Annotated in this window: 24 protein-coding genes, 1 tRNA gene and 1 other RNA gene; 16 read left to right on the forward strand and 10 right to left on the reverse strand. The window is 33.0% G+C overall.

What is annotated here, in order from left to right; all coding sequences use genetic code 11:
• The first annotated feature begins 7 nt into the window (after positions 1-7).
• The 12 genes from ACONDI_RS03340 to ACONDI_RS03395 all read left to right on the forward strand — a co-directional run bounded on the left by ACONDI_RS03340 (position 8) and on the right by ACONDI_RS03395 (position 11,900).
• Entirely contained in the window at positions 8-1,276 is a 1,269-nt protein-coding gene (locus ACONDI_RS03340; protein ID WP_241080065.1) for a DNA cytosine methyltransferase, read from the forward strand.
• Between the two features lie 73 nt (positions 1,277-1,349).
• A complete protein-coding gene (locus tag ACONDI_RS03345; protein ID WP_241080066.1) occupies positions 1,350-2,279 on the forward strand; it encodes a PmeII family type II restriction endonuclease in 930 nt (309 codons plus the stop codon).
• A gap of 121 nt (positions 2,280-2,400) precedes the next feature.
• A complete protein-coding gene (locus ACONDI_RS03350) occupies positions 2,401-2,787 on the forward strand; it encodes a hypothetical protein (protein WP_241080067.1) in 387 nt (128 codons plus the stop codon).
• Between the two features lie 2 nt (positions 2,788-2,789).
• A complete protein-coding gene (locus ACONDI_RS03355) occupies positions 2,790-3,095 on the forward strand; it encodes a hypothetical protein (RefSeq protein ID WP_241080068.1) in 306 nt (101 codons plus the stop codon).
• Positions 3,096-3,743: 648 nt separating this feature from the next.
• The gene (locus ACONDI_RS03360; protein ID WP_241080069.1) at positions 3,744-6,602 is read left to right on the forward strand and encodes a helicase C-terminal domain-containing protein; all 2,859 of its coding nucleotides are present in this window, start codon (positions 3,744-3,746) and stop codon (positions 6,600-6,602) included.
• A gap of 328 nt (positions 6,603-6,930) precedes the next feature.
• Positions 6,931-7,006 (forward strand) — tRNA-Val (locus ACONDI_RS03365).
• A gap of 122 nt (positions 7,007-7,128) precedes the next feature.
• A complete protein-coding gene (locus ACONDI_RS03370; RefSeq protein ID WP_241080070.1) occupies positions 7,129-7,899 on the forward strand; it encodes a tRNA (adenine(22)-N(1))-methyltransferase in 771 nt (256 codons plus the stop codon).
• Positions 7,883-8,980: a Nif3-like dinuclear metal center hexameric protein gene (locus ACONDI_RS03375; RefSeq protein ID WP_241080071.1), complete on the forward strand. Its 1,098-nt coding sequence runs from the start codon at positions 7,883-7,885 to the stop codon at positions 8,978-8,980. Before ACONDI_RS03370 ends, ACONDI_RS03375 begins: the two co-directional genes overlap by 17 nt.
• Positions 8,981-9,036: 56 nt before the next feature.
• Positions 9,037-9,750 (forward strand): zinc ribbon domain-containing protein, encoded by a 714-nt coding sequence (locus ACONDI_RS03380; protein WP_241080072.1) that lies wholly within the window; start codon positions 9,037-9,039, stop codon positions 9,748-9,750.
• A 94-nt stretch (positions 9,751-9,844) separates the two neighbouring features.
• Positions 9,845-10,221: RNase P RNA component class A (gene rnpB / locus ACONDI_RS03385), an RNA gene on the forward strand.
• A gap of 71 nt (positions 10,222-10,292) precedes the next feature.
• Entirely contained in the window at positions 10,293-11,093 is an 801-nt protein-coding gene (locus tag ACONDI_RS03390) for a SurA N-terminal domain-containing protein (protein ID WP_241080073.1), read from the forward strand.
• Positions 11,094-11,219: 126 nt separating this feature from the next.
• Positions 11,220-11,900 carry a SurA N-terminal domain-containing protein gene (locus ACONDI_RS03395; RefSeq protein ID WP_241080922.1) on the forward strand — a complete coding sequence of 227 codons (681 nt, stop codon included), beginning with the start codon at positions 11,220-11,222 and terminating at the stop codon, positions 11,898-11,900.
• 2 nt (positions 11,901-11,902) lie between these two features.
• Here the strand turns inward: ACONDI_RS03395 and ACONDI_RS03400 are convergent, their stop codons facing one another.
• Both ACONDI_RS03400 and ACONDI_RS03405 read right to left on the reverse strand, forming a co-directional pair.
• Complete coding sequence (locus ACONDI_RS03400) at positions 11,903-12,304, reverse strand: secondary thiamine-phosphate synthase enzyme YjbQ (RefSeq protein ID WP_241080074.1); 402 nt, start codon at positions 12,302-12,304, stop codon at positions 11,903-11,905.
• 56 nt (positions 12,305-12,360) lie between these two features.
• Positions 12,361-13,068 carry a radical SAM protein gene (locus tag ACONDI_RS03405; protein WP_241080075.1) on the reverse strand — a complete coding sequence of 236 codons (708 nt, stop codon included), beginning with the start codon at positions 13,066-13,068 and terminating at the stop codon, positions 12,361-12,363.
• A 231-nt stretch (positions 13,069-13,299) separates the two neighbouring features.
• Between ACONDI_RS03405 and ACONDI_RS03410 the strand changes: the two genes are divergently transcribed.
• Positions 13,300-14,073, forward strand: a complete 774-nt coding sequence (locus tag ACONDI_RS03410; RefSeq protein ID WP_241080076.1) for a tRNA (adenine-N1)-methyltransferase — start codon at positions 13,300-13,302, stop codon at positions 14,071-14,073.
• A gap of 13 nt (positions 14,074-14,086) precedes the next feature.
• Here the strand turns inward: ACONDI_RS03410 and ACONDI_RS03415 are convergent, their stop codons facing one another.
• From ACONDI_RS03415 to ACONDI_RS03425, 3 genes are read right to left on the reverse strand one after another with little or no spacing between them, the layout of a single operon-like run.
• Positions 14,087-15,367 (reverse strand): 2-hydroxyacyl-CoA dehydratase subunit D, encoded by a 1,281-nt coding sequence (locus tag ACONDI_RS03415; protein WP_241080077.1) that lies wholly within the window; start codon positions 15,365-15,367, stop codon positions 14,087-14,089.
• A gap of 43 nt (positions 15,368-15,410) precedes the next feature.
• Positions 15,411-16,526: a 2-hydroxyacyl-CoA dehydratase subunit D gene (locus ACONDI_RS03420; RefSeq protein ID WP_241080078.1), complete on the reverse strand. Its 1,116-nt coding sequence runs from the start codon at positions 16,524-16,526 to the stop codon at positions 15,411-15,413.
• 7 nt (positions 16,527-16,533) lie between these two features.
• Complete coding sequence (locus tag ACONDI_RS03425; protein ID WP_241080079.1) at positions 16,534-17,328, reverse strand: acyl-CoA dehydratase activase; 795 nt, start codon at positions 17,326-17,328, stop codon at positions 16,534-16,536.
• 218 nt (positions 17,329-17,546) lie between these two features.
• Here ACONDI_RS03425 and ACONDI_RS03430 point away from each other — a divergent pair, with 218 nt between their 5' ends.
• From ACONDI_RS03430 to ACONDI_RS03440, 3 genes are all read left to right on the forward strand, one after another.
• A complete protein-coding gene (locus ACONDI_RS03430) occupies positions 17,547-18,893 on the forward strand; it encodes a radical SAM protein (protein WP_241080080.1) in 1,347 nt (448 codons plus the stop codon).
• A 31-nt stretch (positions 18,894-18,924) separates the two neighbouring features.
• Positions 18,925-20,349 carry a cobyrinic acid a,c-diamide synthase CobB gene (locus tag ACONDI_RS03435; RefSeq protein WP_241080081.1) on the forward strand — a complete coding sequence of 475 codons (1,425 nt, stop codon included), beginning with the start codon at positions 18,925-18,927 and terminating at the stop codon, positions 20,347-20,349.
• 87 nt (positions 20,350-20,436) lie between these two features.
• On the forward strand, positions 20,437-21,138 hold the full coding sequence (locus tag ACONDI_RS03440; RefSeq protein WP_241080923.1) for a DUF2179 domain-containing protein: 702 nt from the start codon (positions 20,437-20,439) through the stop codon (positions 21,136-21,138).
• Between the two features lie 138 nt (positions 21,139-21,276).
• Here ACONDI_RS03440 and ACONDI_RS03445 read toward each other — a convergent pair whose 3' ends face one another.
• From ACONDI_RS03445 to ACONDI_RS03465, 5 genes are read right to left on the reverse strand one after another with little or no spacing between them, the layout of a single operon-like run.
• Positions 21,277-21,915, reverse strand: a complete 639-nt coding sequence (locus ACONDI_RS03445) for a precorrin-8X methylmutase (RefSeq protein ID WP_241080082.1) — start codon at positions 21,913-21,915, stop codon at positions 21,277-21,279.
• Between the two features lie 32 nt (positions 21,916-21,947).
• Positions 21,948-22,325, reverse strand: coding sequence for a sirohydrochlorin chelatase (locus ACONDI_RS03450; protein ID WP_241080083.1), 378 nt, complete (start codon positions 22,323-22,325; stop codon positions 21,948-21,950).
• Between the two features lie 28 nt (positions 22,326-22,353).
• Positions 22,354-23,163 (reverse strand): precorrin-6A reductase, encoded by an 810-nt coding sequence (gene cobK, locus ACONDI_RS03455; protein WP_241080084.1) that lies wholly within the window; start codon positions 23,161-23,163, stop codon positions 22,354-22,356.
• Complete coding sequence (gene cobJ, locus ACONDI_RS03460; RefSeq protein WP_420848177.1) at positions 23,160-23,885, reverse strand: precorrin-3B C(17)-methyltransferase; 726 nt, start codon at positions 23,883-23,885, stop codon at positions 23,160-23,162. Before cobJ ends, cobK begins: the two co-directional genes overlap by 4 nt.
• Complete coding sequence (locus ACONDI_RS03465; protein WP_241080086.1) at positions 23,843-24,958, reverse strand: cobalt-precorrin 5A hydrolase; 1,116 nt, start codon at positions 24,956-24,958, stop codon at positions 23,843-23,845. The genes cobJ and ACONDI_RS03465 overlap by 43 nt, the downstream gene beginning before the upstream one ends.
• Positions 24,959-24,992: the final 34 nt, after the last annotated feature.

Genomic DNA, 24,992 nt, shown 5'->3' on the forward strand with positions numbered 1-24,992 from the left:
AGTTTTCATGGATAATTATAATACAATATCTCTTTTTTCAGGTGCAATGGGCTTAGATATAGGTTTAGAGCAAGCTGGGTTTGATATAAAAGTTTGTATTGAAGTGGATAAAGTAGCTTGTGAAACAATCAATAAGAATACAAATATTCCTGTTATAAATGATGATATATATAATATTACTTCGGATGAAATTCTTAATGAAGGAAGATTGAAAAAAGATGAAGTCTTTCTTATAGCAGGTGGCCCACCGTGTCAAGCGTTTAGTACTGCTGGAGAAAGAAGAGGGTTTAGTGATATTAGAGGTAATGTTATATTAAATTTTTTAAGAATTATTAAAGAGATAAAACCTAAGTTTTTTATTATGGAAAATGTTAGAGGATTACTTTCTACCAAAATATATACACTACCAGAAGAGTACATAGATGAATACAAGGATATTTTAAAAATAAAAGGTGGTATTGTGTATTTTCTTTACAATGAATTAAAGAAATATGGTTATACGATAAGTTTTTCGCTTTTTAATAGTGCAAATTATGGTGTTCCACAAAAAAGAGAGCGAATCATAATGTTTGGTAATTTAGGCGAGAAAAGAATACCATTACCTAGTCCAACCCATTCTGAAGATGGTATACTTGGACAACCTTGGACAACTTTTGGACAAGTTACAAAAGACTTAAAAGAAGAAGATCTGAATTATTTAGAACTTGCTGATAAACATAAAAAGTATTTAAACTTACTAACAGAAGGGCAAAACTGGAAGGATTTGCCTAATGATATTAAAGAAAAAGCCATGGGGAAGTCTTTTAAGCTAGGTGGAGGAAAGACGGGATTTTATAGAAGAATATCTTATGATAAGCCTGCTCCTACCCTTGTTACTAGTCCAACAATGCCGGCTACCATGTTAGTGCATCCTGAAAAATTAAGACCATTAGCTATAGAAGAATATCGCAGGCTGCAACAATTTCCTGACAATTGGGAGTTTGCTGGACATATAAGAGAACAGTATAAACAAATAGGAAATGCTGTCCCTATTGGTATGGGATATGTGGCAGGAAAGACTATACTAGACTTTTATAAAGGGGATTATAATCCTGAAAGAGAAAAAAACAATAGTATACCATACTCGAGGTACAAGAACTGTTCAGATTTTGAATTCATACCTGAATTTTATAAAAAAGTGCAAAAAGAAAAGGAAATGTTTGGAAATAAGAACTTAGATAATATTAGTGATTCTGCTAATGGGTTTGAACAACTTGCACTATTTAAATCGAATTAAGTCTTTTTGTGGAAGGTAAAATGAGTAGTGATTGTTGCTTCTATTAATGGTTAATATTTAAGGAGGGAAGCACATGAGAGACATTGAGGTAGACTTTTTAGGGGAAGTTATAAAAGAAGGAATTAAAGGTGTAGGAAAGCACACTTTTAATAAGGTTACCACTTTGAGAGAAACCTTTGAAGATTTTAGCACTATTACAAAGGAAGAGTTAATAGAATTAGGAATTAAAGAAGAAATAGCAATAAATATTTTTGAAAAAATCAACGAGTTAGATTTTAAAAAAACGGTTGAGGTTTTGTTTACCGAATATATAATAAAAGATTTTCTAAATAAAAGCTATGAAAAAATCAATGAATTAGATTTGAATGATTTAGACATAAATATTTTTTTAATTAAAGCATTAGCTTTTTCTAAAGCTGAAGAAGTGATAGAATTTTACATACATCAACGAATTACGAGATCGGTGGTTACGAGTTGGGGAATTTGTTTAGAAAAAATATGTGTATTTTCAGGGGCTAAAAAGATACCTGAAAATGAGAATGTAGAAGATCAAGGAGAAAAATTTGATATTAAAAAGTCGTATGATGATATTGACTATTATATACAATTGAAATCTGGGCCAAATACTATGAATGTTCAAATGGTTAAAGCTTTAAATAGAATGATTGAAAAAATTGAGCAAAAAAATGATAATGTAAAAGCTATTTTAGGTATGACATACGGAAAAAATTCGGCTATCTCAGGTCAAATTAAAAAATACTTAGAAGATTTTGATGACAGAGCTTATATTGGTAAAGAGTTTTGGAATTTAATAAGTGGGAAAGAAAACTTCTATTCAGAGCTTTTTGAAATAATTGATAAACTATCTTATGAAGTCAAAGATTATACCTTCTTTGAGTTAGTAGAGAAAAAGAAAAAGGATTTAGAAGAAGAATGGAGAGATAAATATGGAAACTTAGGGGAAAAGGGTTTCAAAGAATTTATTAACACCTATCTTGAATAGAACGGACTTTGTTGGCTATTGAAGAAGTTTTTTTTTGATTTAAAAGGATTACTTCCAAATTTGTTGAATTAGTTCATCGAATTGAACTGAGTTAAGAAATTTAATATTGCGAGGTGAACCAATGGGTTATAAACTGTATGATTTAGAAGATAATGAAGTTACGGGTGAAAATGAAAAGCTCCAAGAGAAATCAATTTGGCATGATAAAGGTAACGAGAAAGAAAAAGTATTTGTAAAAAAATATGGGAAAGAGCTTAAAGTTAGGATGAACCCACAAAAGGTTACAGACCCTACTGTACCAGATCTTGAACAAAATAAGGTTGATTATACCATCTTAGCTGATTTAAAATGTCAAAACACACCTATTTTTAGAGCAAAAAAATATTATGGAATAGATGACCCAACTTATGCAGTGACTTTTAATTTAAAGGACGCATTTAATTATGGTTCTTATGGAAATAATTATACTAACTTGAAATCTATTTCTGGGTGCATTGGGTTGCTGTGAAAATGGAAACTGAGTTTAATAGTATAACTTATACATATTCAGTAAAACCACTACAAGGTGTTTGGGAAGTAGACTATTCATGGATTGAGAGTGAACGGCATAACCTAAATATTCATTGGTATAATCAACGCGACCCTAAATGGATCGACATTAATAGTCCGGAAGGGAGAAAATTAGTTGAATTTGAACCGAGGCTTAAGCAGAAGAATAGTAATAAAGTATATTCGATAAAGGATAATCGTGGTAACGCTACTTGTAGTTATGTGTTAGATTTAAGAAAATTAAACGAAGTTATTAGGGAACTGTAATAATTTTAAAAATCACTTGAGAACCAGTTAAAGGAGCAACTATATTTTTAAAGCTAGAAGGGAATTAATAATTTCGAGCTATTGTCAAGTAGTATGAATTCTAAGTATGATTTTGCAGAAATCCAGGATAATTAGAACGAGAAGTGTTACAATAAAAATTCAAACTTATTAAAACCTTCATTGGAAAGTGTTTACGAGGCTTTATCTCAACAATTACCAAATAATGAAAATCTTAAACTTCTAAGGAATGATTGTATTAATTGGAAAGCCAAAAATCAGGAATATTACGCTTTTTCCGAAAATAGTATAACTTTGTTCATTCTAAAAAAAATAAAGAAGTAATAGAATTCTACAAAGCTCTTAAAAAGTTTATAACTCACTTATACCCACTAAATAAATGCAAAGCTTTAGAAAAACAATTTAAAAACTAAAAAGGATATATAAACTATTAACGAAATAATTAATAAAAATGGATTTCTCCAAAAAGCTCCTGAAAAAGTTATTAACCAAAAAAAAATGATGGAGTGGAACGTAGGAAAATAAATTTTAATGAAATCAAAGAATTATTAGATTATGCATTTGCTCAAGTAACAGATTTATATGAGAATGTATATTAAAGCAGATTAGAGAAATAAGAATTCTACTTTGATGGAGTTTATAAAAAAACACATAAGGGTGAGAAAGTTGTTGTCAGATTTAATATATCTTGATATAGAAACAACTGGCTTAGATAGTAAAAAAGATGAAATTATTGAGATTGGAGCAATAAAGGTTACTAGTGAGAAAGTAGAAAAATTTCATCGAATTATAAAACCTGAAAAAGAACATATACCGCTTCATATTTACGATCTTTGTGAGGGACTTACAGAAAATGATATACAAAAGGGTTATTTATTTAATGAAATAGAAGATGAATTTTATGACTTTATTGAAGATTTACCAATTGTATGCCATAATGCAAAATTTGAAAAATCTTTTTTAGAAGAAGCTTTAAATTTTCCTATTTACAACAAATTTTTAGACAGTCTAGAATTATTTTGTATATTTAAGCCTCATTTTTCACATCACAATATTGATTACTTGATTAAAAATTATCTACAAGAAACAAGAGATGAAAAACATCGTGCACTAGAAGATGCATATGATACTAGGATACTTGTTGAAAAACTCCTAGATGATTTAATTTCAACAGATATAGATCTACTAGAAGATTCTTTGGACTATATGGATTTCTCAGATTGGCCGTGGCTACCTTATTTAGATGATATATTATATGATTATAAAAATAATAAAGTAGATATTGATAATATTTTTGAAGAAAGCGAAGACATCTCGGAAGATTTATTTATAGGCAATGACATTTTTTACTCTTTAGATGATCTAGAAGAAATTATGAGAGATGAGGAGCTTTGGGAAAAAGAATTTCCAAATTATGAGTTTCGAAATGAGCAGTATGAAATTGCACGCACAATGACTGAAGCATTTGAAAACGAACAAGTCTTTTTTGTAGAAGCTCCCACAGGAATTGGTAAAACCTTATCATATTTATTAGTTGCTACTATATGGGCTTATGACAAGGATGAAAAAGTTTTTATAAGCACTAATACAAAAAATTTACAACAACAAGTACACGAAGAGATTCCTAAAATTGCTAGATTGTTGGGATTTGACAATCTTAAGATAACCGATTTAAAAGGAATAGAAAACTATGCTTGTAAAGAAAAAATTAATAAAGAGATACAGAAAACATCTAAAAATTTAAGCGAGAGATTAACTAAATTATATTTACGTAACTGGAGTAAAAGGGCAGCTTCGGGAGATCTCGATGGTGAAACTTCATATTGGTTTGCAAAGAATAATGAATATTTTAAAGAACATAAAGAAGAGTTGTTTAATGCCATTAGATGTAAAAGTGAAGATTGCTATAAAAGCAACTGTAATTATAATCAGGAATGCTTCCATAAAAGAAAGTTGAATGACTTGGAAGAATCTCACCTATGTACGATTAATCATTCCCTGCTTTTAAATTGGCCAGGCTATACTAATATAGATAAAGTCATAATTGATGAGGCTCATAATTTAGAAGAGCAGTCATTAAATAGTTTTACAGAAAGAGTATCGTCCAGTGATTTGAAATTTCTTAAAAATAGGTTAACTCAAGGTAATAAAGCATTACTTATATTGCTTCAATATTATATATCTAATAATAATCTTGAAGGTATTGAAATTGATTCTTGTTATAATATTATTTACGGAATAGATGACGAGTTAGACGAAATTAGAAAAAAAGGTAATGAATTAGCTAAGAAAGGAAATAAAAGTGATTATGATGATAAATATACATTTAGAGACAAGATTTTAGATGATGAATTTATTAAGCTAATTAATTCATGTAGGCAAACTTTACTTAGGATAGCTGATGAAATTGAAAATGTGAGCAATCAAATTTTAAAAATTAAAAGTGAATTTGAGACACAAGATTTATATGTAATGACACTCGAATATATTAAAAAATGTCGCAAATGGGCAGGAATTCTAAACAAGTCAACTAACCCATCAAGTGGTTTTTGTAGTTATTTTGAAATGCATCCTAATAAAAAAGATGAAAAGCAAAAAGTTAATAATAAAGAGAAACAGTATTACAAATGGCAAATTTGTCATGCTCCTTTGAATATTGACGATAATTTTTATGAAAATGTAATCAAAAATACATCGGGTTCTATGGTGACTTCAGCTACACTTGTTAGAAATGGTAGTTATGAAGAAATAATTAAAGCCCTAGGGTTTGATAATCTAGGTGAAGAAAAAATTAAAACTTTGCCTCCTATTGATCCAGTTTTTGATTATCATAATAATTCTGTTTTAGCAATTCCAACAAATGTACCAACACTTGATTATAATTCTGAAGAATTTTTAGATTTTATGGCTAATACGATAATTGAAACATCAGAGATAATTAACGGAAGAACTATGGTATTATTTTTAAGTTTAGAGAGAATGGGGATAGTTATAGACAAAGTCAAGGATACCCTGGAACAAAAGGGGATACGTGTCTATGATGCGAGGACAAGTAGAGAAAAAAAGGTTAAAGAATTTAAAAAACAGAGAGGGGGAGTTTTATTTGGATCAAGGAGTCTTTTTGCAGGTGTTGATATTAAGGGGTATGCCTTAAGTTGTTTAATAATAGAAAAGTTAGACTTTCCATATCCTTATTCCCCCTATTATAAAGATAAGGCAGAACAACTAGAATGTAAGGGGCAAGATGCATTTAGGGAACTTTCTCTAAGAAAAGCGATTTTCACCCTTCGCCAGCAATTCGGTCGTTTAATAAGAACTAGAGAAGATAAGGGATTTGTTTTGCTTGTTGGTGTAAATAGAAATAAGTCTTACTATAATGAGCTTATTGGAGAATTACCAGACCCATATAAATTTGAAGGTGACCTAGAAAGTATCAAGAACTTAATGGTAGAAAAATTTGAGGAATGGTATAATGGGATAGACTTTTAGATTATGATGATGAGTAAAAAATTTACGAAAGAAGTCTCATTATATATAAATATATAAGCAAAGTTGAACACAATTATTTCGATTTTTTGTTAAAAGGTGTTTATCTGTTGGTAATACAAAAGATTGTTAATTTACGACCCGATAAGACTATTATGTCAAGACCACTTGACTTTTAGTTTCGACTACCTTATACTGAGGACATGTTGAGGCAAAAAGAAAGTGGTTTTGTAAACAGGTGTAATATTCTAACCCTTGGTCAAGTGGTTTAAGACATCGGCCTTTCACGCCGAAGACAGGGGTTCGAATCCCCTAGGGGTCACCATTAAGTGGGCGAATAGCTCAGCTGGGAGAGCACCTGCCTTACAAGCAGGGGGTCACAGGTTCAAGTCCTGTTTCGCCCACCATTTAATACAAATAATAACACCTTTCAGAGGTGTTTTTTATTTTTTTATAATTTTTGATTTGATGCAGGAATTTTTATTTGTTTTAATGAAAAGATTAAATGACAAAGGTGATTTAAAATACTATGAGAATACCAAAAAGAATTAAACAGGTAGCTGACATGATTCCACCGGGCTGTGAGCTGATTGTCGATGTAGGAACAGATCATGCATACTTACCAGTAGAATTAATTAGAACTGCTAAATCCAAAAAAGTAATAGCAACAGATATTGCCAAACAACCAATCAAACAAGCCCAACAGACTGTTGAAAGATATGGGTATCAAGATAAAATAGAAATAAGGCTTGGAGATGGATTACAAGTAATTAAAAAAGCTGAAGCTCCCGATATAATAGTTATAGCTGGTCTCGGGGGAAAAACTACGGCTGAAATATTAGAGCAAAGAAAAGATTTATGGCATGATAATAGAGTAGAATTATTACTGCAACCTATGGATGATTTGAAAGAAGTAAGAAAATATTTATTTAGTGTTAATTATCAAATAAAAGACGAGAAAATGGTAAAAGAAAGAAGAAAATTTTATACTTTAATATATACAATTCCAGGCAAAGATGATCAATGTTATATAGAAAATATAGACAATGTAGAAGGTTTAGATGACGAAGTGATATTAGAACTTGGCCCGTGCTTACTGAAAAATCCTACAAAAGAAGTAGTCGAGTACATAGATTATACTATTTACAAGAAAAACAAAATGATCTCAAATTTGGAAATGGCTAATAAAGAAAATAAAATAATAAACGAGAAGCTAATGAGAGCTAAAAGAGAATATAAAGTGCTCGAAGAGGTGAAGGAACTTGTACTTAAAAGGTTGGCAAATGACGAAAAAAATTGAAGAAAAAGCCCCATTAAAATATGCTGTCAAAAGCGATAATAATGGTTTACAAGTGGGCTCGTTGAATGAAGAAGTGAGAAGATGCTTACTAACATTGGATGTAACCAAAGCGGTATTAACAGAAGCTATAGAAAAAGAAGTAGACATGATAATATCACATCACCCTTTTTTATTTGAACCAGTGAATAGTATTAATAAGGACTATGGTTTAGGCGAGCTTATTGCCCGGGCAATAAAAAATGATATAAGTATTTATAGTGCTCATACTAATCTTGACGTAGCTCCAAAAATAGGAGTGAACGAAATGCTAGCTGATAAACTTAGTTTGAAACACACAAAGGTTATGTATCCTACATATGAAGAAGACTACTACAAGTTGATTGTTTATGTGCCTCAGGAGTATGAAGATAAATTAAAAGAAGCTATTTTTTCTGCTGGTGCAGGTTGGATAGGTGAATACAGTCATACCTCTTTCAAAACCGAAGGAGAAGGAACTTTTAGACCTCAAGCAAGGACCTCCCCCTATATAGGCCAAGAAGGTGAAACTACAGAGGTTAAAGAAACAAAGCTTGAAACCATTGTAGATAAAACTTCCCTAAATTGTGTGATAGAAAATATGAAAAAAGCTCATCCTTACGAAGAGGTTGCTTATGATCTTTACTCTTTGAAAAATAACGAGAAAGTGTATGGTTTAGGTTTAATAGGTGAATTAGAGAAGGAAATTTCCGGAGAAGAATTCGTTAAACAACTAAAAGAAAAGTTAAACATAGATAATATAAGATTGGTTGGGAGAAAACCGGATAAAATTAAAAAAGTGGCTGTGTGTGGAGGAAGTGGCGAAAGCTTAATTTCAAAAGCTATTGCATCTGGAGCTGATGCTTATTTGACAGGTGATATAAAATATCATGGTGCCCTTGATGCTTTTGAAAGGGATTTTTTCATCATTGATGCCGGACACTATGCTACAGAAAGGCCAGTTTTAGAACTTTTGAAAAAATATTTGGAAAATGCATTTTCATCTGAATATAAAACAGAATTTGTTTTAAGTAAAAATCAAAAAGATCCTTTTGAATATAGTTAGGCCGCACAAAGGTAGAGGTAAACCTCTACCTTATATTATTCTATAGGAGGTAGTATATGGAAAGAAACAATCTTATTTATCAATTACAAGAAATTGATAAAAAAATTACTGACGTTAGCAAGCAGTTAGCAGAAAAGAAGGAAGCAAAAGGATTAAAGGAATTAGAGTCACAAAAAGATAAACTAGAAAACGATAAGCAGTTGTTAGAGGAAACAATTGAGGCAAAAGAAAAAGAATTAAAGAAGTGTGAGTTAGAAAGTGAAAGTTATTTTCAAGAAAAAAGAAAATTAGAGAACGAAATATACTCGGGTGAAATAAATGATGTAGATCAATTGGAAAAAATGAGGAAAAAGGCGGACCAATATGAAAAAAAAGAAGATGAAATTGCCCATAGGTTTTATGATCTAACAGAGGAACTAAGCGAGAACAAAGAAGAATTAGAAAAAAAGGTCGAGAATATAAAAATTATCAACAAACAGATTTCGGATAATAAAAAACAACTAGAGGAGCAGATTAAACAACAGGAGAATATTTTGTCGGAATTAAAATATAAAAAGGAAAAAATAGTTTATAAGTTAGATGAAAAAATCCTTGAGGAATATGAACTTTTATTCGAAAAATATCCAGATAGTGCTGTGGTCCAAGTTATGCATGATATGTGTGCAGGATGTAATATTGCACTGCCAACGTCGGTGTTAAGCGAACTTCATGTTGAAGGGATTAAAAAATGTAGCAATTGCGGTCGAATTTTGGTAGATTTAGATTTATAAGTCATTAAATTAATAATTGAATTAACATTTTTGACATAAAAAAATTAATGTGATAAACTACAATATGCCTGAGTGGCAGAATATTAAATATTGCCAAGTAGATCGGGTAGTTGCGAGTACAGCAAAAAGCTGTACTCGAGGAAAGTCCGGGCTCCGTAGGGCAGGGTGCTGGGTAACGCCCAGTGGGGGTGACCCCAGGCTAGTGCTACAGAAACTATACCGCCGAAGAGCTTTTAGTTCTTCGGTAAGGGTGCAACGGTGCGGTAAGAGCGCACCAGCAGCCAGGTAACTGGCTGGCTCGGTAAACCCCACCCGGAGCAAGGCCAAATAGGGAAGGTATGACGTGGCCCGCCGACCTTCCGGGTTGGCCGCTAGAGGTGTCAGGCAACTGACATCCTAGATAGATGACTACCATCATGTGACCTGATAGGTTACATGATACAGAACCCGGCTTATAGATCTACTTGGCAATATTTCCTTGTTTAAATATAAATTTTTTATATGAATTTCAACTTTATTAAAATTACGGAGGTTTTAGATTAATGAAAATTAAAATTTTGATTTTGGCTTTGGTCATGGCTCTGTCAGTTACTTTTATCGGTTGTGGCAACGGAGAGGGAGAGGAGAAAGAAAAAGAAAAAGAAGAAAGTTCAAAAGAAATGCAACAAGATGATATGGAGATACCTGAATTTGAAGAAGTTAAAGATGATTTAAAAGAAGATGTTACAATGCAAAAAATAGGTGAAGTAATTGAACCTAAGCTTGAAGAATGGCGAGAAGATATGGAGATAGAAACCGAGGGATTAGATGAAGATGTAGCTGCTGTAGTAAATGGTGAGGAAATATCTGAGTCTGATATTAGTAACGAGCTTGATCAACAAGCTATGATGCAGGAAATGCAGGGTATGGAAGTTACAGATGAGCAAAGAGAACAAATGAGACAAGATGTAATTGAAAGTATGATATCTAGAGAAATATTATTTCAAAAAGCTCTAGAAGAAGGTTTTGAGCCCGATGAAGAATTCATCCAGGAGCAAATGGGAGAAATCGAAGCCCAGTTTGAATCAGAAGAACAATTTAACGAAGCTTTAGAAGAAGAAGGCTTATCAAAAGAAGAATTAGAAAGTATGGTTTCTGAAGATTCAAAAGTAAGTGCCTTTATAGAAAGTTTTAGAGATGAAGTTGAAGTGACAGAAGAAGAGCTAAAAGAAGTATACGATCAGCAAATTGAACAGATGGAAATGCAAATGGAAATGCAGAAGCAAATGATGGAACAAAAAGAAGGCGATGGTATGGATGCTGATATGATGAAAGAAATGAAAGAATTAGAAGATAAAAAATAAAAAATATATAAATAAAATTGTTGTAACAATAATAGGGGTTAATAAAGACCCCTATTTTTTATTTGATTAGTTATATTTAGTGGGTTACAATATTAGTAATCTAGTGACTAGGGAGGCTTTTTATTGGTGAAAAGATATGTCTTCAGCTTTTTTCTGATTGTCTTTTTGTTACTTTTTTTCATTGGCTGCGGTGGGGACAATGATGAAGTGATTGCAGAAATAAATGGTGAGAAGATAACAAAAGAAGAGTATAATCAAAGATATCAACGAATTGAAAAATTTTATAATGATCAGGGTGCAGAGATAAACGAGATGGAAACCAAAATTGAAGAAGAAATAATTGATGATTTGGTTGTAGAAAAAATCTTAGTCCAGGAAGCTGAAAGAAAAGGTGTAGGGGTTGGGGATAAAGATTTAGAAGAAGAGTTTGATTCGATAAAAGGAGAATTAGGAGGTAAGGAAGGACTTCAAAAAAGTCTAGAACTTTATGATATGACCGAAAGTGAATTAAGAAAGGAAATTACAAATCAAATGTTATTTATGCTTCTGATGGAAGAAGTAATAGATATGGATGATATTGAAGTAACTGAAGAAGAATTAAAAGAAAGATATGAAGAAAAAATAGAAAAACATGATATAAAACAGGAGATGATTCAATCTGAACAAGAAGGTATAAGTCAGCTTGAATCATTTGAGGCAATAAAGCCAGAACTAGAAGAAATGATAAAACAAGAAAAAAAGCAGGAATACTTTGAAGATTATATTGAAGAATTAAAAGAAAGAAGCAATATCGAAATTTTAAAATAAAACTACTTAGCTTCCTGCCAATAGATTTTAAGTTTTCTTGACCTTGGGCCATCGAACTCACAAAAAAATATTCCCTGCCAGGTCCCCAGGTCTAATTTACCATTTGTCACAGGGATAATAGCATGACAACCTATTAAGCTAGATAGAAGGTGGGCAGAGCTATTACCTTCACCATGTTTGAAAGTAATATTAGGGACCATTGTTTTTAAGGCATTCTCGAGATCTGTACCTACATCAGGATCACAGCTCTCATTAACTGTAATTCCTGCTGTAGTATGTGGTACAAAAAGATTTAGTATGCCCTCCTTCAAATTGTATTCTCTGGTTAAACTATTGATTGAAGATGTAATATCGATTAATTCTACATGCTTATTTGAAGAAACTTTCAACTCAATGGGCATCATTTTCACTAGTCCTCCCTCTGTAAATTAAATTAATTATTACTTATAGTAAAATTATCTTAATCAAAAATATCCACAGGATGTTCAAAATAACCTTTGAATTCTTTTAATTTTTTCATAGAAACAGGACCAGTTCCCGGAACTGTAGTGCTTCTACTAACTGTATTAAGTTGAATTCCATCAACAGAAAGTTTATTAACAAACCTTGCCATCTCCTTGACTTCTTCATCTGAGTCGTTGATACCTTTGACAAGAAGAATCTCTACCCAAATGCTTCCCTTATACTCACAGCATAATTTCTCAAATCCTTTTAACAAAGAATCTAATGATAAATCTTCAGGTGGCCTATTAATTTTTTTATAGCTATCTTCAAAGATTGCATCTAATGATGGAACAATAAGATCAGCTTTTTTTAAATCTGATATAACATCATCACGGTGCAGTAGAGTTGAGTTCGTTAGAACTGCTACCCGAATATTTAAAGCACTTTTGATTTTATCTATGATCGTGCCTAGTTCGCTATGTAAAGTTGGTTCTCCTTCTCCTGAAAAAGTTATATAATCTAAATCATTTGTAGCAGTACTTTTTATTTCGTCTATAACGTCTTTTGTTGGTGCGTATTCTCTTCTTTCTAGGGTTAACGTTCTTGTTGGCACGGCCTCTTCACAGTAAACGCAATCAAAGCTACACACTCTATTTGGTGTTACATTTACTCCTAAGGATAATCCAAGCCTTCTAGAGTGTACAGGTCCGTAAATATATCCCAATTTAAAAAGCCTCCTATCAATAAATATTTTAATCTAATGACTATTTTTTGACTATACTTTTATTTTAAATTATTATTTATTTTTTTTCATCTATTTAATTTTATTAATAATGAAAAAGTTACTGTAGAAATAGGAAGAATATAAAGGTATAATGGATTATGTGAAATATAGGGCTGCATAATTGTGCAGCCTTTTAATTGATCTAGCAAAAAGAAGGAGTGTGTGTAAATAATGGAAGAATTCAAAGGTGGACTAAAAGAAAAAGTAATGATTACAGATAGAAAAAAGTTTACAAAGATATTTGATCTTAATAACGAATTCGTACAACTTCCTACAGGTAATATGAACTGTGAAGAACTTAGAAGTATGGAAAAAGGCAGTTCTTTCGTCTTGAATGGCAGGGAATATATAATTCTTGATTGTGACCTTCAGGATTATATTATGAAAAAACTAACAAGGAAAACTCAAATAATTTATCCTAAAGATGCAGGATACATACTTATAAAGCTAGATATTTTTCCAGGAAAAATTGTAGGTGAAGCTGGGACAGGTTCTGCTGCTTTAACAAATATTTTCTCTAGAGCTGTTGGTAATGATGGCAAAGTAATTACTTTTGAAAGAAGAGAAGATTTTAAAAAAATAATCTCTAAGAACTTAGCTGGTGCCAGGGTATTTGATAATGTTGAAGTTATAAATACTTCTCTTGTAGAGGCTAGCGAAATAGATGTTGAATTTGATGCTTTTTTTCTGGATGTAAGAGAACCCTGGAATGTATTAGATCAAGTCTACAAAGTTCTAAAACCTTCTGGGCATTTAGGCATATTTGTACCAACAACAAACCAAATAGAAGATACTCTAAAAGGTTTGGACAAAGATAAATTCTATCTTGTTGAAGTGACAGAAATTATGATTCGAAAGTACAAGGATAATTCGGATAGAATCCGCCCGGAGGATACGATGATTGGTCATACCGGGTACTTAATCTTTGCAAGAAAACTTGCTTAAACCATCTCCTCGTTCAAACCATTTCAATGAAGCTTTCTAGCCTTGTACGCAGCTGACCTTCAGAAAATTTACCTTTATCAACACAGTCGCTGTCTATAGATAAGAATGGGATATTATCTTTCTGTAATATTTTTTTCAAGTTATAAACAGCTCCAATGGTTGGATGACACCCCCAGTGGGAAAAGTGGATTATACCATCAGAGTTATAATCCTCGACCATTTGTTTTAAGGAGTCAGCTCGTTTTTCAATAGGGCCAACCATGGGATTTGATAAAACCTTTTCTGCCAGGCTCAAATAAGGTTTTCCAGGGTCTAACTCTGGCCAGTAAACATAATTCATCTCTTCAAATACAACTTTAGCATTTAATTCTTCAAGAATTTCAAACAAGTTATTTTTGTAAAAAGGTCTTAAATGTGACCAAATAATTTTTAGAGAACCATTTAGTTCTTCGTCTACATTATTTCTTGTAATTTGATAGTTTTCGTCTTTGGCTGGAGCAATTAATTCCCTGGTTAAGGTCCTAAAGACTTCAGGAGTTTTTGGATGGCCTTGTCCCAAAAAATGCAGTAGTACCAAAGTAATTGCATTTTCGCCAGATAGATATTTGGTAGGATTTTTGCGTGCCTCATAGAATTCTAGCTGTGCCTTTCTTGCTTTGTTAGAAATATGAATTTTTTCTTCGAGGCTTTCTTCGATTAAATTATTACCGGTGATTTTTTCAATTTCCTGGGTTATTTCTTTTAGTTGCGATGCAACATATTCTTTTGCTTTTTTATCACTTGTAACAGGAACATCCAAAATATAATAAGGTTTGTCATATATTTCTGCAAGATAGCGAAATAATTGTGGGGCTCCGTCACATAGGTGAGAACTTGCCAGGAAAACATCTGGAATAGGGAAATAATCTTCAAAGGCTCCTGTTGCCGCTACACGGTGAAATGAACAACCATCAGGAGATATTTCTTCCTGCTCTGCTTTTTTTAGTAATGAAGGAGATATATCCAGTGAAGTTGCTGTAGCAGCTGCAACTTCTGGCGAAAAAGGCACAAAATCAAAAGCATGTATTAATTCGTCAGGAAAAAACGCAGAGGTGAAAGCGACTCTTTTTTCTTGACGATATGCAGATGCAGTTAGATCTAGCATCATATTAGTAACCTCTTGTATTCCTTTAAAAGGAAATTCCCCGTGTTTAACAAAGAAAAAATTAGCTAGCTCATATGTTCTAGGGGAAGATAGTAATTTTCTACTAAGATTTTCGCCTAATTTATTTTTAAAATGTTTAATGGGATCCATTAAGCTTAAATACCTCCTGTTGCTAATCTATTTAAATGAATTTTTACTCAATCATTTCCAAAAAGGCATCTAATCTAGTCTTAAACTGACCGGATTCTTGTTCTTCTAACTCGGTGTTGATTTTTAAGATAGGTATTTTATTATTGTAAGTATGTTGAATTAGGTTTTTTAATCTGAGATATTCGTAATTGCTAAAATCACAAAAGCTTAATTTGTGATAAATAACAGCTTTTATATTATAATTATTTAGCAATGAACTAAATATTTCTGTCCTTTCATTACTAGAAGAAAATATTCTGGGACAGGATGGTTTATTTAGATAAATGGAAGCTAAATAATAGAGCAAATCATCTAAATTTTGGGCTGTATTATAAATGTCTGTCAAATTGCTTGTCCTCTGGCTAACTAAATACCTGTTACTTAGACAGTTATCCATAATAATTTCTTCTTCTATTTCATTACTTATCATGTTTAAAAGACTTTTGGATGGAAGGGCTCCCTCTAATAAAATATAGTCGTTGCTATCTTCATTTTTATATTTATCATTTTCATCTTCTACTTTTTCTGCAGATAATGCTGAAAAATTTGTATTTTCTAACCTGGAGTTAAAGCCACACCTATCTGAATAATATAGGTCATCAAAAAAGTCAAAAACATCTGTTGAATAATCTGAAGCTATTTTTAGTGGAAAAGCGAGGTTTAGATGCGGCCAGTTATTTTTTAAGATCTCTGCTGTTTTATGATACAATTTAATAGTTTCTGCTAAGCTTTCAGTTGTAACATTACCATTTATATTTTCTAGGAATATTTTTAGATTTTTAATTTGAAAAGCAAAGTATTCGCATGCTGCTTTTGTATTTAGCCGGGGTACATGTAAAAGATGTACGGGCAGATCAAAATTTTCCTTGACCACATTGTATAAATGAAGCATTGCATTACAGGAGTTAGCAACAATTAAACCTTCAAAAGAATTTTTGTCTTGCTCTATTTTTTCAATAATATTTCTTACATAAGGGCAAAAATTAGGAGGAAGGTATTTATCCTTTCTACTACCTTCATTATAAGGAAGGATTCTATGAGGAGTGAACCCGGCTGCATGTATCAGCTCCTCCGGTACATATGTACAAAACCATCCTATTAGATTATTATTTTTTTTCATAACTTTATTACCACTCCTGGTTAAGAGTTTTTTTGGCGAGCTTATTAGCTTTAATAGCTGCTCCTAGAGCACCGACTAATTGGGGTTCTTCAGGGATAAAAATTGAACTATTAAATCTTTCTTCTAAAACTTTAACAATCCCTTTGTTTTTGGCAACACCACCTGTCATAGCAATTGGTTTTTCTAAGTTAATTCTATGTGCAAAACCTTCTGTTCTATCACCAATTGCTTCGGCTAACCCTCTGATTATTTCACCTTTGTCATTTCCTTCTGCTATTAATGATACGACTTCAGATTCGGCAAATACAGCACACATATTACTTATAGGTATACTTTTCTTTACTCTCTCGGCTGTATGGGAAAAATCATCGATGCTAACCTCTAAAGCTTCTGCCATTACTTCTAAGAATCTTCCAGTACCTGCCGCGCATTTGTCATTCATTACAAAATCTTCAACATTTCCCTGTTCGTCTAATTTTATTGCTTTACTGTCTTGCCCTCCGATATCTATTACAGTTTTTATTCGTGGGTTTAAATAATTGATGCCAAGAGCGTGACAGGTTATTTCGGTTACCTGCTTGTTAGCAAAGGGCGCACTTATCCTACCATAGCCGGTAGCTACAATATACTTGACTTCTGAAGGACTGGTGCTTGTCTTATCTAGAATATCATCGTATACTTTTTTGGCAGTGTTTTTGCTGTTCGCTCCTGTGGTAGTGATATTGTAGTCAACTATTTCACTGTCTTTTAAAATTACTGCCTCTGTTGACAAAGATCCAATGTCAATACCAGCTACTATCATTACTTTATCACCTCGATTAGGTTATATATAGTAGATTATCATATTTCTTTAAAAGGTGTCAAAATCAACATGTGTCCCGTTATGCAGGAAAAGGGCTATATTGACACTTTTATGTATATTATGGTAATATGAAGCAAAAATTCATAATAGTTCATTTATTTATATATTAATAAGATAAAGTTTAATATTAAACTTTAATTTGAAGGGAGAGGATAATGATGCTAAACTCAGAAGGAGCAAAGCGCTTTTTAGGAGAAAAGATTTTTAATCAGGCACTTAATTATCTAGAAAAAGATCCTGTGAACAATCTTGATAAAATTTTTGACTTGCTGACTAAAGCTCCCCTTGCTCCAAGGCATCGACAGCAAATTAAAGGTGTTAAAGTAGCATTCAATAATAATCCCGCAATTAAAGAGTATGTAGAGAGGATTTTTAATAATATAGATATGGAAGTGGCAAAAGTTCTTGCCATGAACTTTTTTATCAATGCAACTTTTATTGGGGTACCTAAGCAGATGCAGTTATCAGAAAAACTTGGTTATTCTGTGCCATTTGCCTTTTTGATTGACCCCACTAGTAAATGTAATTTGAACTGTGAAGGATGCTGGGCGGGCAAGTATGAAGACCATAATTCTTTAAGCTTCGAAGATGTAGATAGACTGATAACAGAAGGAAAAGAACTTGGGATGTATTTCGTAGCTATGTCAGGAGGAGAGCCTTTCTTATGGCCGCACTTGTTTGAGTTATGTGAAAAACATAATGATGTAGCATTTATGTTATATACAAATGGTACAATAATTGATAAAGATATTGCTAAAAAGATGAAGGAAGTAAAAAATATTAGTCCCGCAATTAGTATAGAAGGCGACAGGGAAACAACGGACAATAGAAGAGGGAAAGGTACTTATGATAAAATAATGATTGCAATGGATAACTTGAAGGAAGTTGGAGTTCCTTTTGGCTTTAGCGTGACTGTGACAAGACAGAACTGTGAAGAAGTTTTTTCTGATAAATTTGTTGATACAATGATAGAAAAAGGTGCAGTATATGGCTGGTCGTTCCACTATATACCAATTGGAAGTGATCCTGATTTTTCAAGGATGATTACTCCAGAGCAGAGAAGAAAGCTTGTTGATAGGGTTAACCAGATTAGAAATGAGAAACCAATACAGATTGCTGATTTTTGGAATGATGGGCATATAACTGGTGGTTGTATAGCCGGAGCAAGGCGTTATTTCCATATCACAGCAAGTGGCCATGTAGAACCGTGTGCCTTTGTGCACTTCTATAAAGATACTATAGAAGGCAAATCTTTAAAAGAGATACTACAGTCACCGATATTTAGCGCTTATCAAAAAAGACAGCCTTTTAGTGAAAATCTGTATAGGCCCTGTCCGCTGATAGATGCACCTCATGCTTTGAAGGAAATTGTTGAAGAATCAGATGCTATACCTACACATGAAGGTGCTGATGCTGTGTTAAAAGGGGAAGAAGCCAAGAAGATGGAAGAGATAGCAGCAGCATGGGAAAGAGAAGCAGAAAAGATTAAGGAATCAATAGAATAAAATATTATATTTAGAGAGAAGGGGTAATAAAATGAGTAAACGTCCTAGACTTGTAATTGCAGCACCACAAAGCGGAAGTGGTAAAACAACAGTAACTCTGGCTGTTATGAAACGTTTAGTGGATGAAGGATATAATGTTCAGGGTTTTAAAGTTGGGCCTGACTATATTGATACTAGCTATTATCAAGGGATAACATCAAATCCAGGAAGAAACTTAGATTCATGGATGACTTCAAAATACATGGTTAAAGAGTTTTTTCAGGAAGGATCAGAGAAAGCAGATATTTCGGTAATAGAAGGAGTTATGGGTTTATTTGACGGTTATAGTGGCAAGGACGACAGGGGTAGTACAGCCCAGATTGCAAAAGAGCTAAATGCCCCTGTCATTTTGGTAGTAGACGCTAAAAGCCAGGCAAGAAGTGTGGCTGCACTTTTGCATGGCTTTTATCATTTTGACCCAGATGTGGATTTAAAAGGCGTTATTTTTAACAAAGTAGGTAGTGACAGACATTTTACCTACTTAAAAGAAGCGTTATCTTCTACTGATTTGCCTATCGGGATAATTGGTTATTTCCCTAGAGAAGAAAATTTAGTACTTCCAGAAAGACATTTGGGACTAGTACCTTTCCTTGAGCAAAATGAAAGTAAAGAGATAAATACTTTTATGGACTCTCTGTCAAATATCTCGAATAAATACTTAGATTCAGAAAAGCTCGTTAAACTAGCCTATAGTGCGCCAGAGTGGGAGCAGATTCAACCTAATTTTTTTGTTAAAAGAGGATCAGGTAATACAGATAAAAATAATCCAAGTATTGCAAATGACAAAAAAAATGTTGTAACTGTTGCCTATGATAAAGCTTTTAGTTTTTATTACCAGGAAAATTTGGAATGGTTAGAAAAACAGGGACTTAACCTGGTTTATGTTTCTCCTTTGAGGGATGAAAAGTTACCTGAAAACACAAAAAGTTTATATATAGGCGGTGGGTTTCCTGAATTATTCACAAAAGAGTTAAGCGAAAACAAAAATTTCATTGATAGCGTGAGACAATTAGCAGAAAGTGGAGCACCAATTCTAGCAGAGTGTGGTGGCTTAATGTATTTATGTGAAGAGTTAGAGAATATAGAAGGAGACAGCTACGAACTTGTAGGTCTTGTTCCTGCCAAAATTCAAATGAAAGATAAACTTAAAGCCCTTGGATATAGGGAAGGGAAATCAAAGGTAAATAATTTCTTTTTAAATAAAGATGAGGCGGTAAGAGGGCATGAATTTCGTTATTCTGAGATGGTGGCGAAGGATGAAGAATCTTTTCCCTGGGCTTATGAATTAAGCGGTAGATTCGGGACAAGAAAGGAAGGATATTCAAAAGAAAATATCTTAGCAAGCTATTTGCACGTTCATTTGGGTTCTAACCCTGAAGCGGGCTTGAACTGGGTTGAAAGTATCAAAAAAAATTGATTCAGGTGAAAAAAAACTTCCTTTATAGTGTATCAATGTGGTATACTCTTTCTGATATTTACTAGAAAGGAAGTTTTGTTATTGATAATGCCCTTAGTTATTTTATTAATTAATGTTACTTATGTTTCTTTATTAACAGTTCGTACAATGCTAACTCTAAAAGGACAAACTTACCCTGCAGCAGCAGTCAGTGCCTTTGAGGTTTTGATGTTTGTTCTTGGCTTAGGTCTTGTCATGGATAATCTTGGAGAGATTCAAAATTTAGCAGCTTATGCTATTGGTTTTGCTTTAGGTATAATAGTTGGAGCAAAAATAGAAAGTAAGCTTGCTCTAGGATATGCTACGGTCAAGGTGATAAGCAAATATTACAATTGTAACTTTCCTCAATACTTAAGAAAAGAAGGTTTTGGGGTTACCTCCTGGGTAGCAAAAGGAGGAGCCGGTAAGAGACTTGTCATGGAGGTACTTACATCTAGGAAGGATCAGCATGATTTATATAATTATGTATTAGCCTTTGATCCTAATGCATTTATTATATCTCACGAACCTCAACACTTTAGAGGTGGTTTTTGGCTTAATAATTTGAAAAAATATGCAAAAAAACACGGTAAAAACTTCAATTATCCAGAGGATAACTTCCCTGATATTGATGAGGAAGTAGTAGAGCAGATACAAGAGGATAGTGATTACATAGATGAAGAAGTGGTTAAAAATTATAATGAGGGAACTGCTGTCTCAGATGTATCAGAGGAAACTGTAGTGTCAGATTGTGAGAATAAACAGAATTAAGATTAATAAAAAAGGCTACTAAATAGCCTTTTTTATTAAATAACTCTGTTATGTTCATTTTGTTGGCAATACAATAGTACCTATCTGCTGCAGGCGTATCGCAAAGCTTGTTTATGGTAGTAGGCAGGTGTTTTTGATTTAATCTTTTGAAGAAGCGATTCTTAAGAGAGCATTAACTGCGGCAGAAGCAATTGGGCTTCCGCCTTTGAACCCTTGTACAGTTATACTAGATAGATTTTCATTTAGAAGAGCTTCTTTTGACTCTTTAGCTCCAATAAAACCTACAGGGACACCGATAATTAAAGCTGGCGTGATATTTTTTTTATTAAACATATCTAAAACTGCAAACAGTGCAGTTGGTGCATTTCCTATAGCTATAATTTGATTATTAAGAAAATCATCAAAGGTATACATTGCAGAAGCTGATCTGGTCTTACCTGTGTCTTCGGATATTTTATGTGTCTCAGGGTCATTTACCTTACACAAAACATCCCCGCCAAAATTTGAAAGGCGTTTTTTATCTATACCGGTCTTAACCATGTTTACATCAGTGATTATACTGCACCCATTTTTTAATGCTTCTACACCTTTATCAACAGCATCTTTAGAAAAAGTTATGTCATTTCCTATTTCTAAATCACCAGTTGTATGAATAATTCGTTTTACAATTGGTAGTTCTTCCCTTGCAAAGTTTGTTAGGTCCACGTTTTTTTCGATAAATTTCATACTTTCCTTTTCTATTTCTGCAGGCTTTAGATTATTTTCATATGCGGCCATCCTGTTATATTCTCCTTTCCCTTGAATTCCCTTTAATTTTTAGAGTTTTCGGCTCTTTCTTTTAAGATAGGAACTAAACGTTCGTCTGCACCTATAGGGTCAGCTATTTGAAATGAAGTACTAGGGTATTTTTCTTTTAATTCATCAATTTTTTTGGGGATATCTTTTGTAAGATGTATACCTGGAAATAAAAAAACGGGTACCACAGTTATGTTGTTTACTTCTGTTTTCGAAATCTCTTCTATTGTGTCTTCAAGGGTTGGAGAGGTAAACTGTAAAAATGATGAATAAATTGGATGTTCACTTTCCTTTTCAAGCATTTTAGCAAGGTCTTTTAAGATATTGTTTGCATCTTCCTTTTTACTCCCGTGTCCTAATAATACTATTGCTTTTTCCTGAGCTTTTGTCATTTTGATAATTCCTCCTTATAAATGATAATTAAGTAATGTTTGAAATCCAATCTAAGATTTCTTCTTTTGAGTGAGTAGTTAAAATATCTTTATAAACTGGCCTGTCTATTATAACAATATTTATATCGAGGTCTAGTGCTGCATGAATTTTTTCTGGAGTACCACCAGACTCTCCGCTGTCCTTGGTAACAATTACTGATATATTATAATTTTCTATTATAGCTTTATTTAGGTTATAATTTAAAGGTCCTTTTATTGCAATTATTTCATCTGGAGTAAGTCCTAGTTCTTGGCATTTTATAATACTATCTTTTTCTGGCAAGATTCTGGCATATAATTTTGGTTGGAAAGTGTATTCATCTTTATTATAGTTTTTATTAGTTAATAATGAGTTTCTAATCGTGACGAATGGTTCTAAGTTATTACTTCCAGTTGTCAAAAGCACCCTGTCACCAAGTGAAAAAGCCTTTTTCGCAGCTTCATCAAAATCTTTGACGTAGGATATATTTTCCTTTGCTTTTTGACCTTGCAGTTTTGTCCTTGGTCTTTCAAAGCGTATTAAAGGAATATCGCATTTGTCACAGGCGGCTTTGGTATTGGATGTTACGTTTATTGAATATGGATGACTTGCATCTATTACAGCTTTAATGTTGTTATCTTCTAAGATTTTGTGCATTTTGTCGCCACAAAGCCTTGAACGGAAAGGCTTTAAGCCGTGTTTTGTGATTAAGTCTTTTCCGTATGAAGTGGCAGCGCTAATATAAATATTATATCCTTTTTCCTCTAGGAAACTCCCTAAGATTATTGAATCTTCAGTGCCTCCTATGATAAGGATCATATTTTATAACCCCTTGGAGTTATAAATTTGTCTAGTTCTATATAACTCTGAGAATTTCCTATTATTACAGTCGAGAGCATATCTACTTCGTCATAAGGTATTTGGCTAAGAGTAGTCAAAATAGCTCTTTCATTAGGACGTTTGCAATTTTTGACAATCCCAACCGGTGTATCATGGCTTTTTAATTCTAATAATAACTCAATAATAGTTTGAAATTGGACCTGTCTTTGGTTGCTTTTGGGGTTGTAAAGGGTTATAACAAAATCACCTTCTGCTGCTTTTTTTACCCTGTTTTTTATAACGTCGAAGGGTGTTAACAGATCACTTAAACTTATCGTTACATAGTCATGCATGAGAGGTGCTCCAAGTACAGATGCAGATGCGTTTGAAGCGGTAAGGCCTGGAATAACCTCAACATCTATATTGTAATGTTTACTAAGCTCTAAAATAGGCCCTGCCATACCATAAACACCAGGGTCACCACTAGAGACAACAGCTACTTTTTTTCCTTCAGAAGCAGTGTTAAGAGCTTTTTTGGCTCTTTCTATTTCTTTTTTCATCCCAAACTCCAAAAACTTCTTATCGCTAGTATCAAATTCAAAATTCTTGACCAGTTTTATATACGTTTTGTAACCGATTATAATTTCAGCTTTTTGTAGTGCATTCTTTGCTTCTATGGTTAGTGTGTGCTCTCCTCCGGGTCCAAGGCCCACAACGGCCAGGGAACCCTTGCTAGAGCTGTCGTTACATTCCTGGATTTGGATATCGTTTTCTTCATGATTACTGTACCTTTTTTCTGAGCTGCTTTTTTGGCTGCCGGTTCGCAAACTCCACCAACTCCTATTATTTTATTTACAAATTTTGAATTTGTATATTCTGTTTGATAATCAGTTAACTCATCAGGTTCATAAAAAAATAAAGGTAGATTAAGATAGCGTGCTGCTTTTATCAGTCCAAACTCGCATCTTTTTTGTTTTACACTTGCGATTGCCCTAAGTGACTTGCTAGATATATTTACCTTATTTAGTACATTATCTAGGTGTTCTAAGATCTCTTCAAAAGAGCTCCCTTTTCTACAACCTATCCCTGCTACGACACTTTTTGGTCTAAGGCAGAGTGTGTATGGGTGTGCAGGGTTTATTTTATCTGAGAGCACTACTTCAGGGATGTTTTTAGGAATGTTCTCTTTTGTATTGTCTGTATTTTTATAATCTGCTATGTCTTCACTTAAAAGGGTCTCTAATGTAAAATCAGAATATAATTCTGACTCTTTTTCTAGCTCTTCTTTGAAAGGTGAATCAATCTTCCAAATTATTTTTTCGCCCTTTATTATCTTTGAATTTATATCTAACAGCACTTTTCTGTTGTTATTATAATATTCTGGTGTCAAATTCCATCTACTTGCTAAATAATCAGGTGTCAATAAACCTTTTAGATCACTTGTTGTTGTGATTACAGGGGTAGCTCCAAGGGTTCTGGCGATTTTTTCTGTTAGGATATTAGCACCGCCAAGATGACCGGATATCATACTAATGGCAAACTTTCCTTCTGTATCAACTACAACTACTGCGGGATCATTATACTTATCTACTAAAAAGGGTGCCACTTTTCTAATAGCTATCCCCATTGCTCCTACTATAATTATCTGACGGTAACTTTTGAAAGCTAGTTCTAAAGCTTTGTCTAAAGAAAAAAATAAACTTGATTTTGGAAAAACATTATGAATCTTTTTTGCTATCTCAAAAGCCTGCTTGCCAGGGGCAAATATGGCGGGTCCTAACTGCCTATAATTCATGGCTCTTACTCCTTTGAATGACTTTTTGCACCAG

Origin of the sequence: Natranaerofaba carboxydovora, assembly GCF_022539405.1 — a bacterium.
In the GTDB taxonomy this organism is placed as follows: Bacteria; Bacillota; Natranaerobiia; order Natranaerobiales; family Natranaerofabaceae; genus Natranaerofaba; species Natranaerofaba carboxydovora.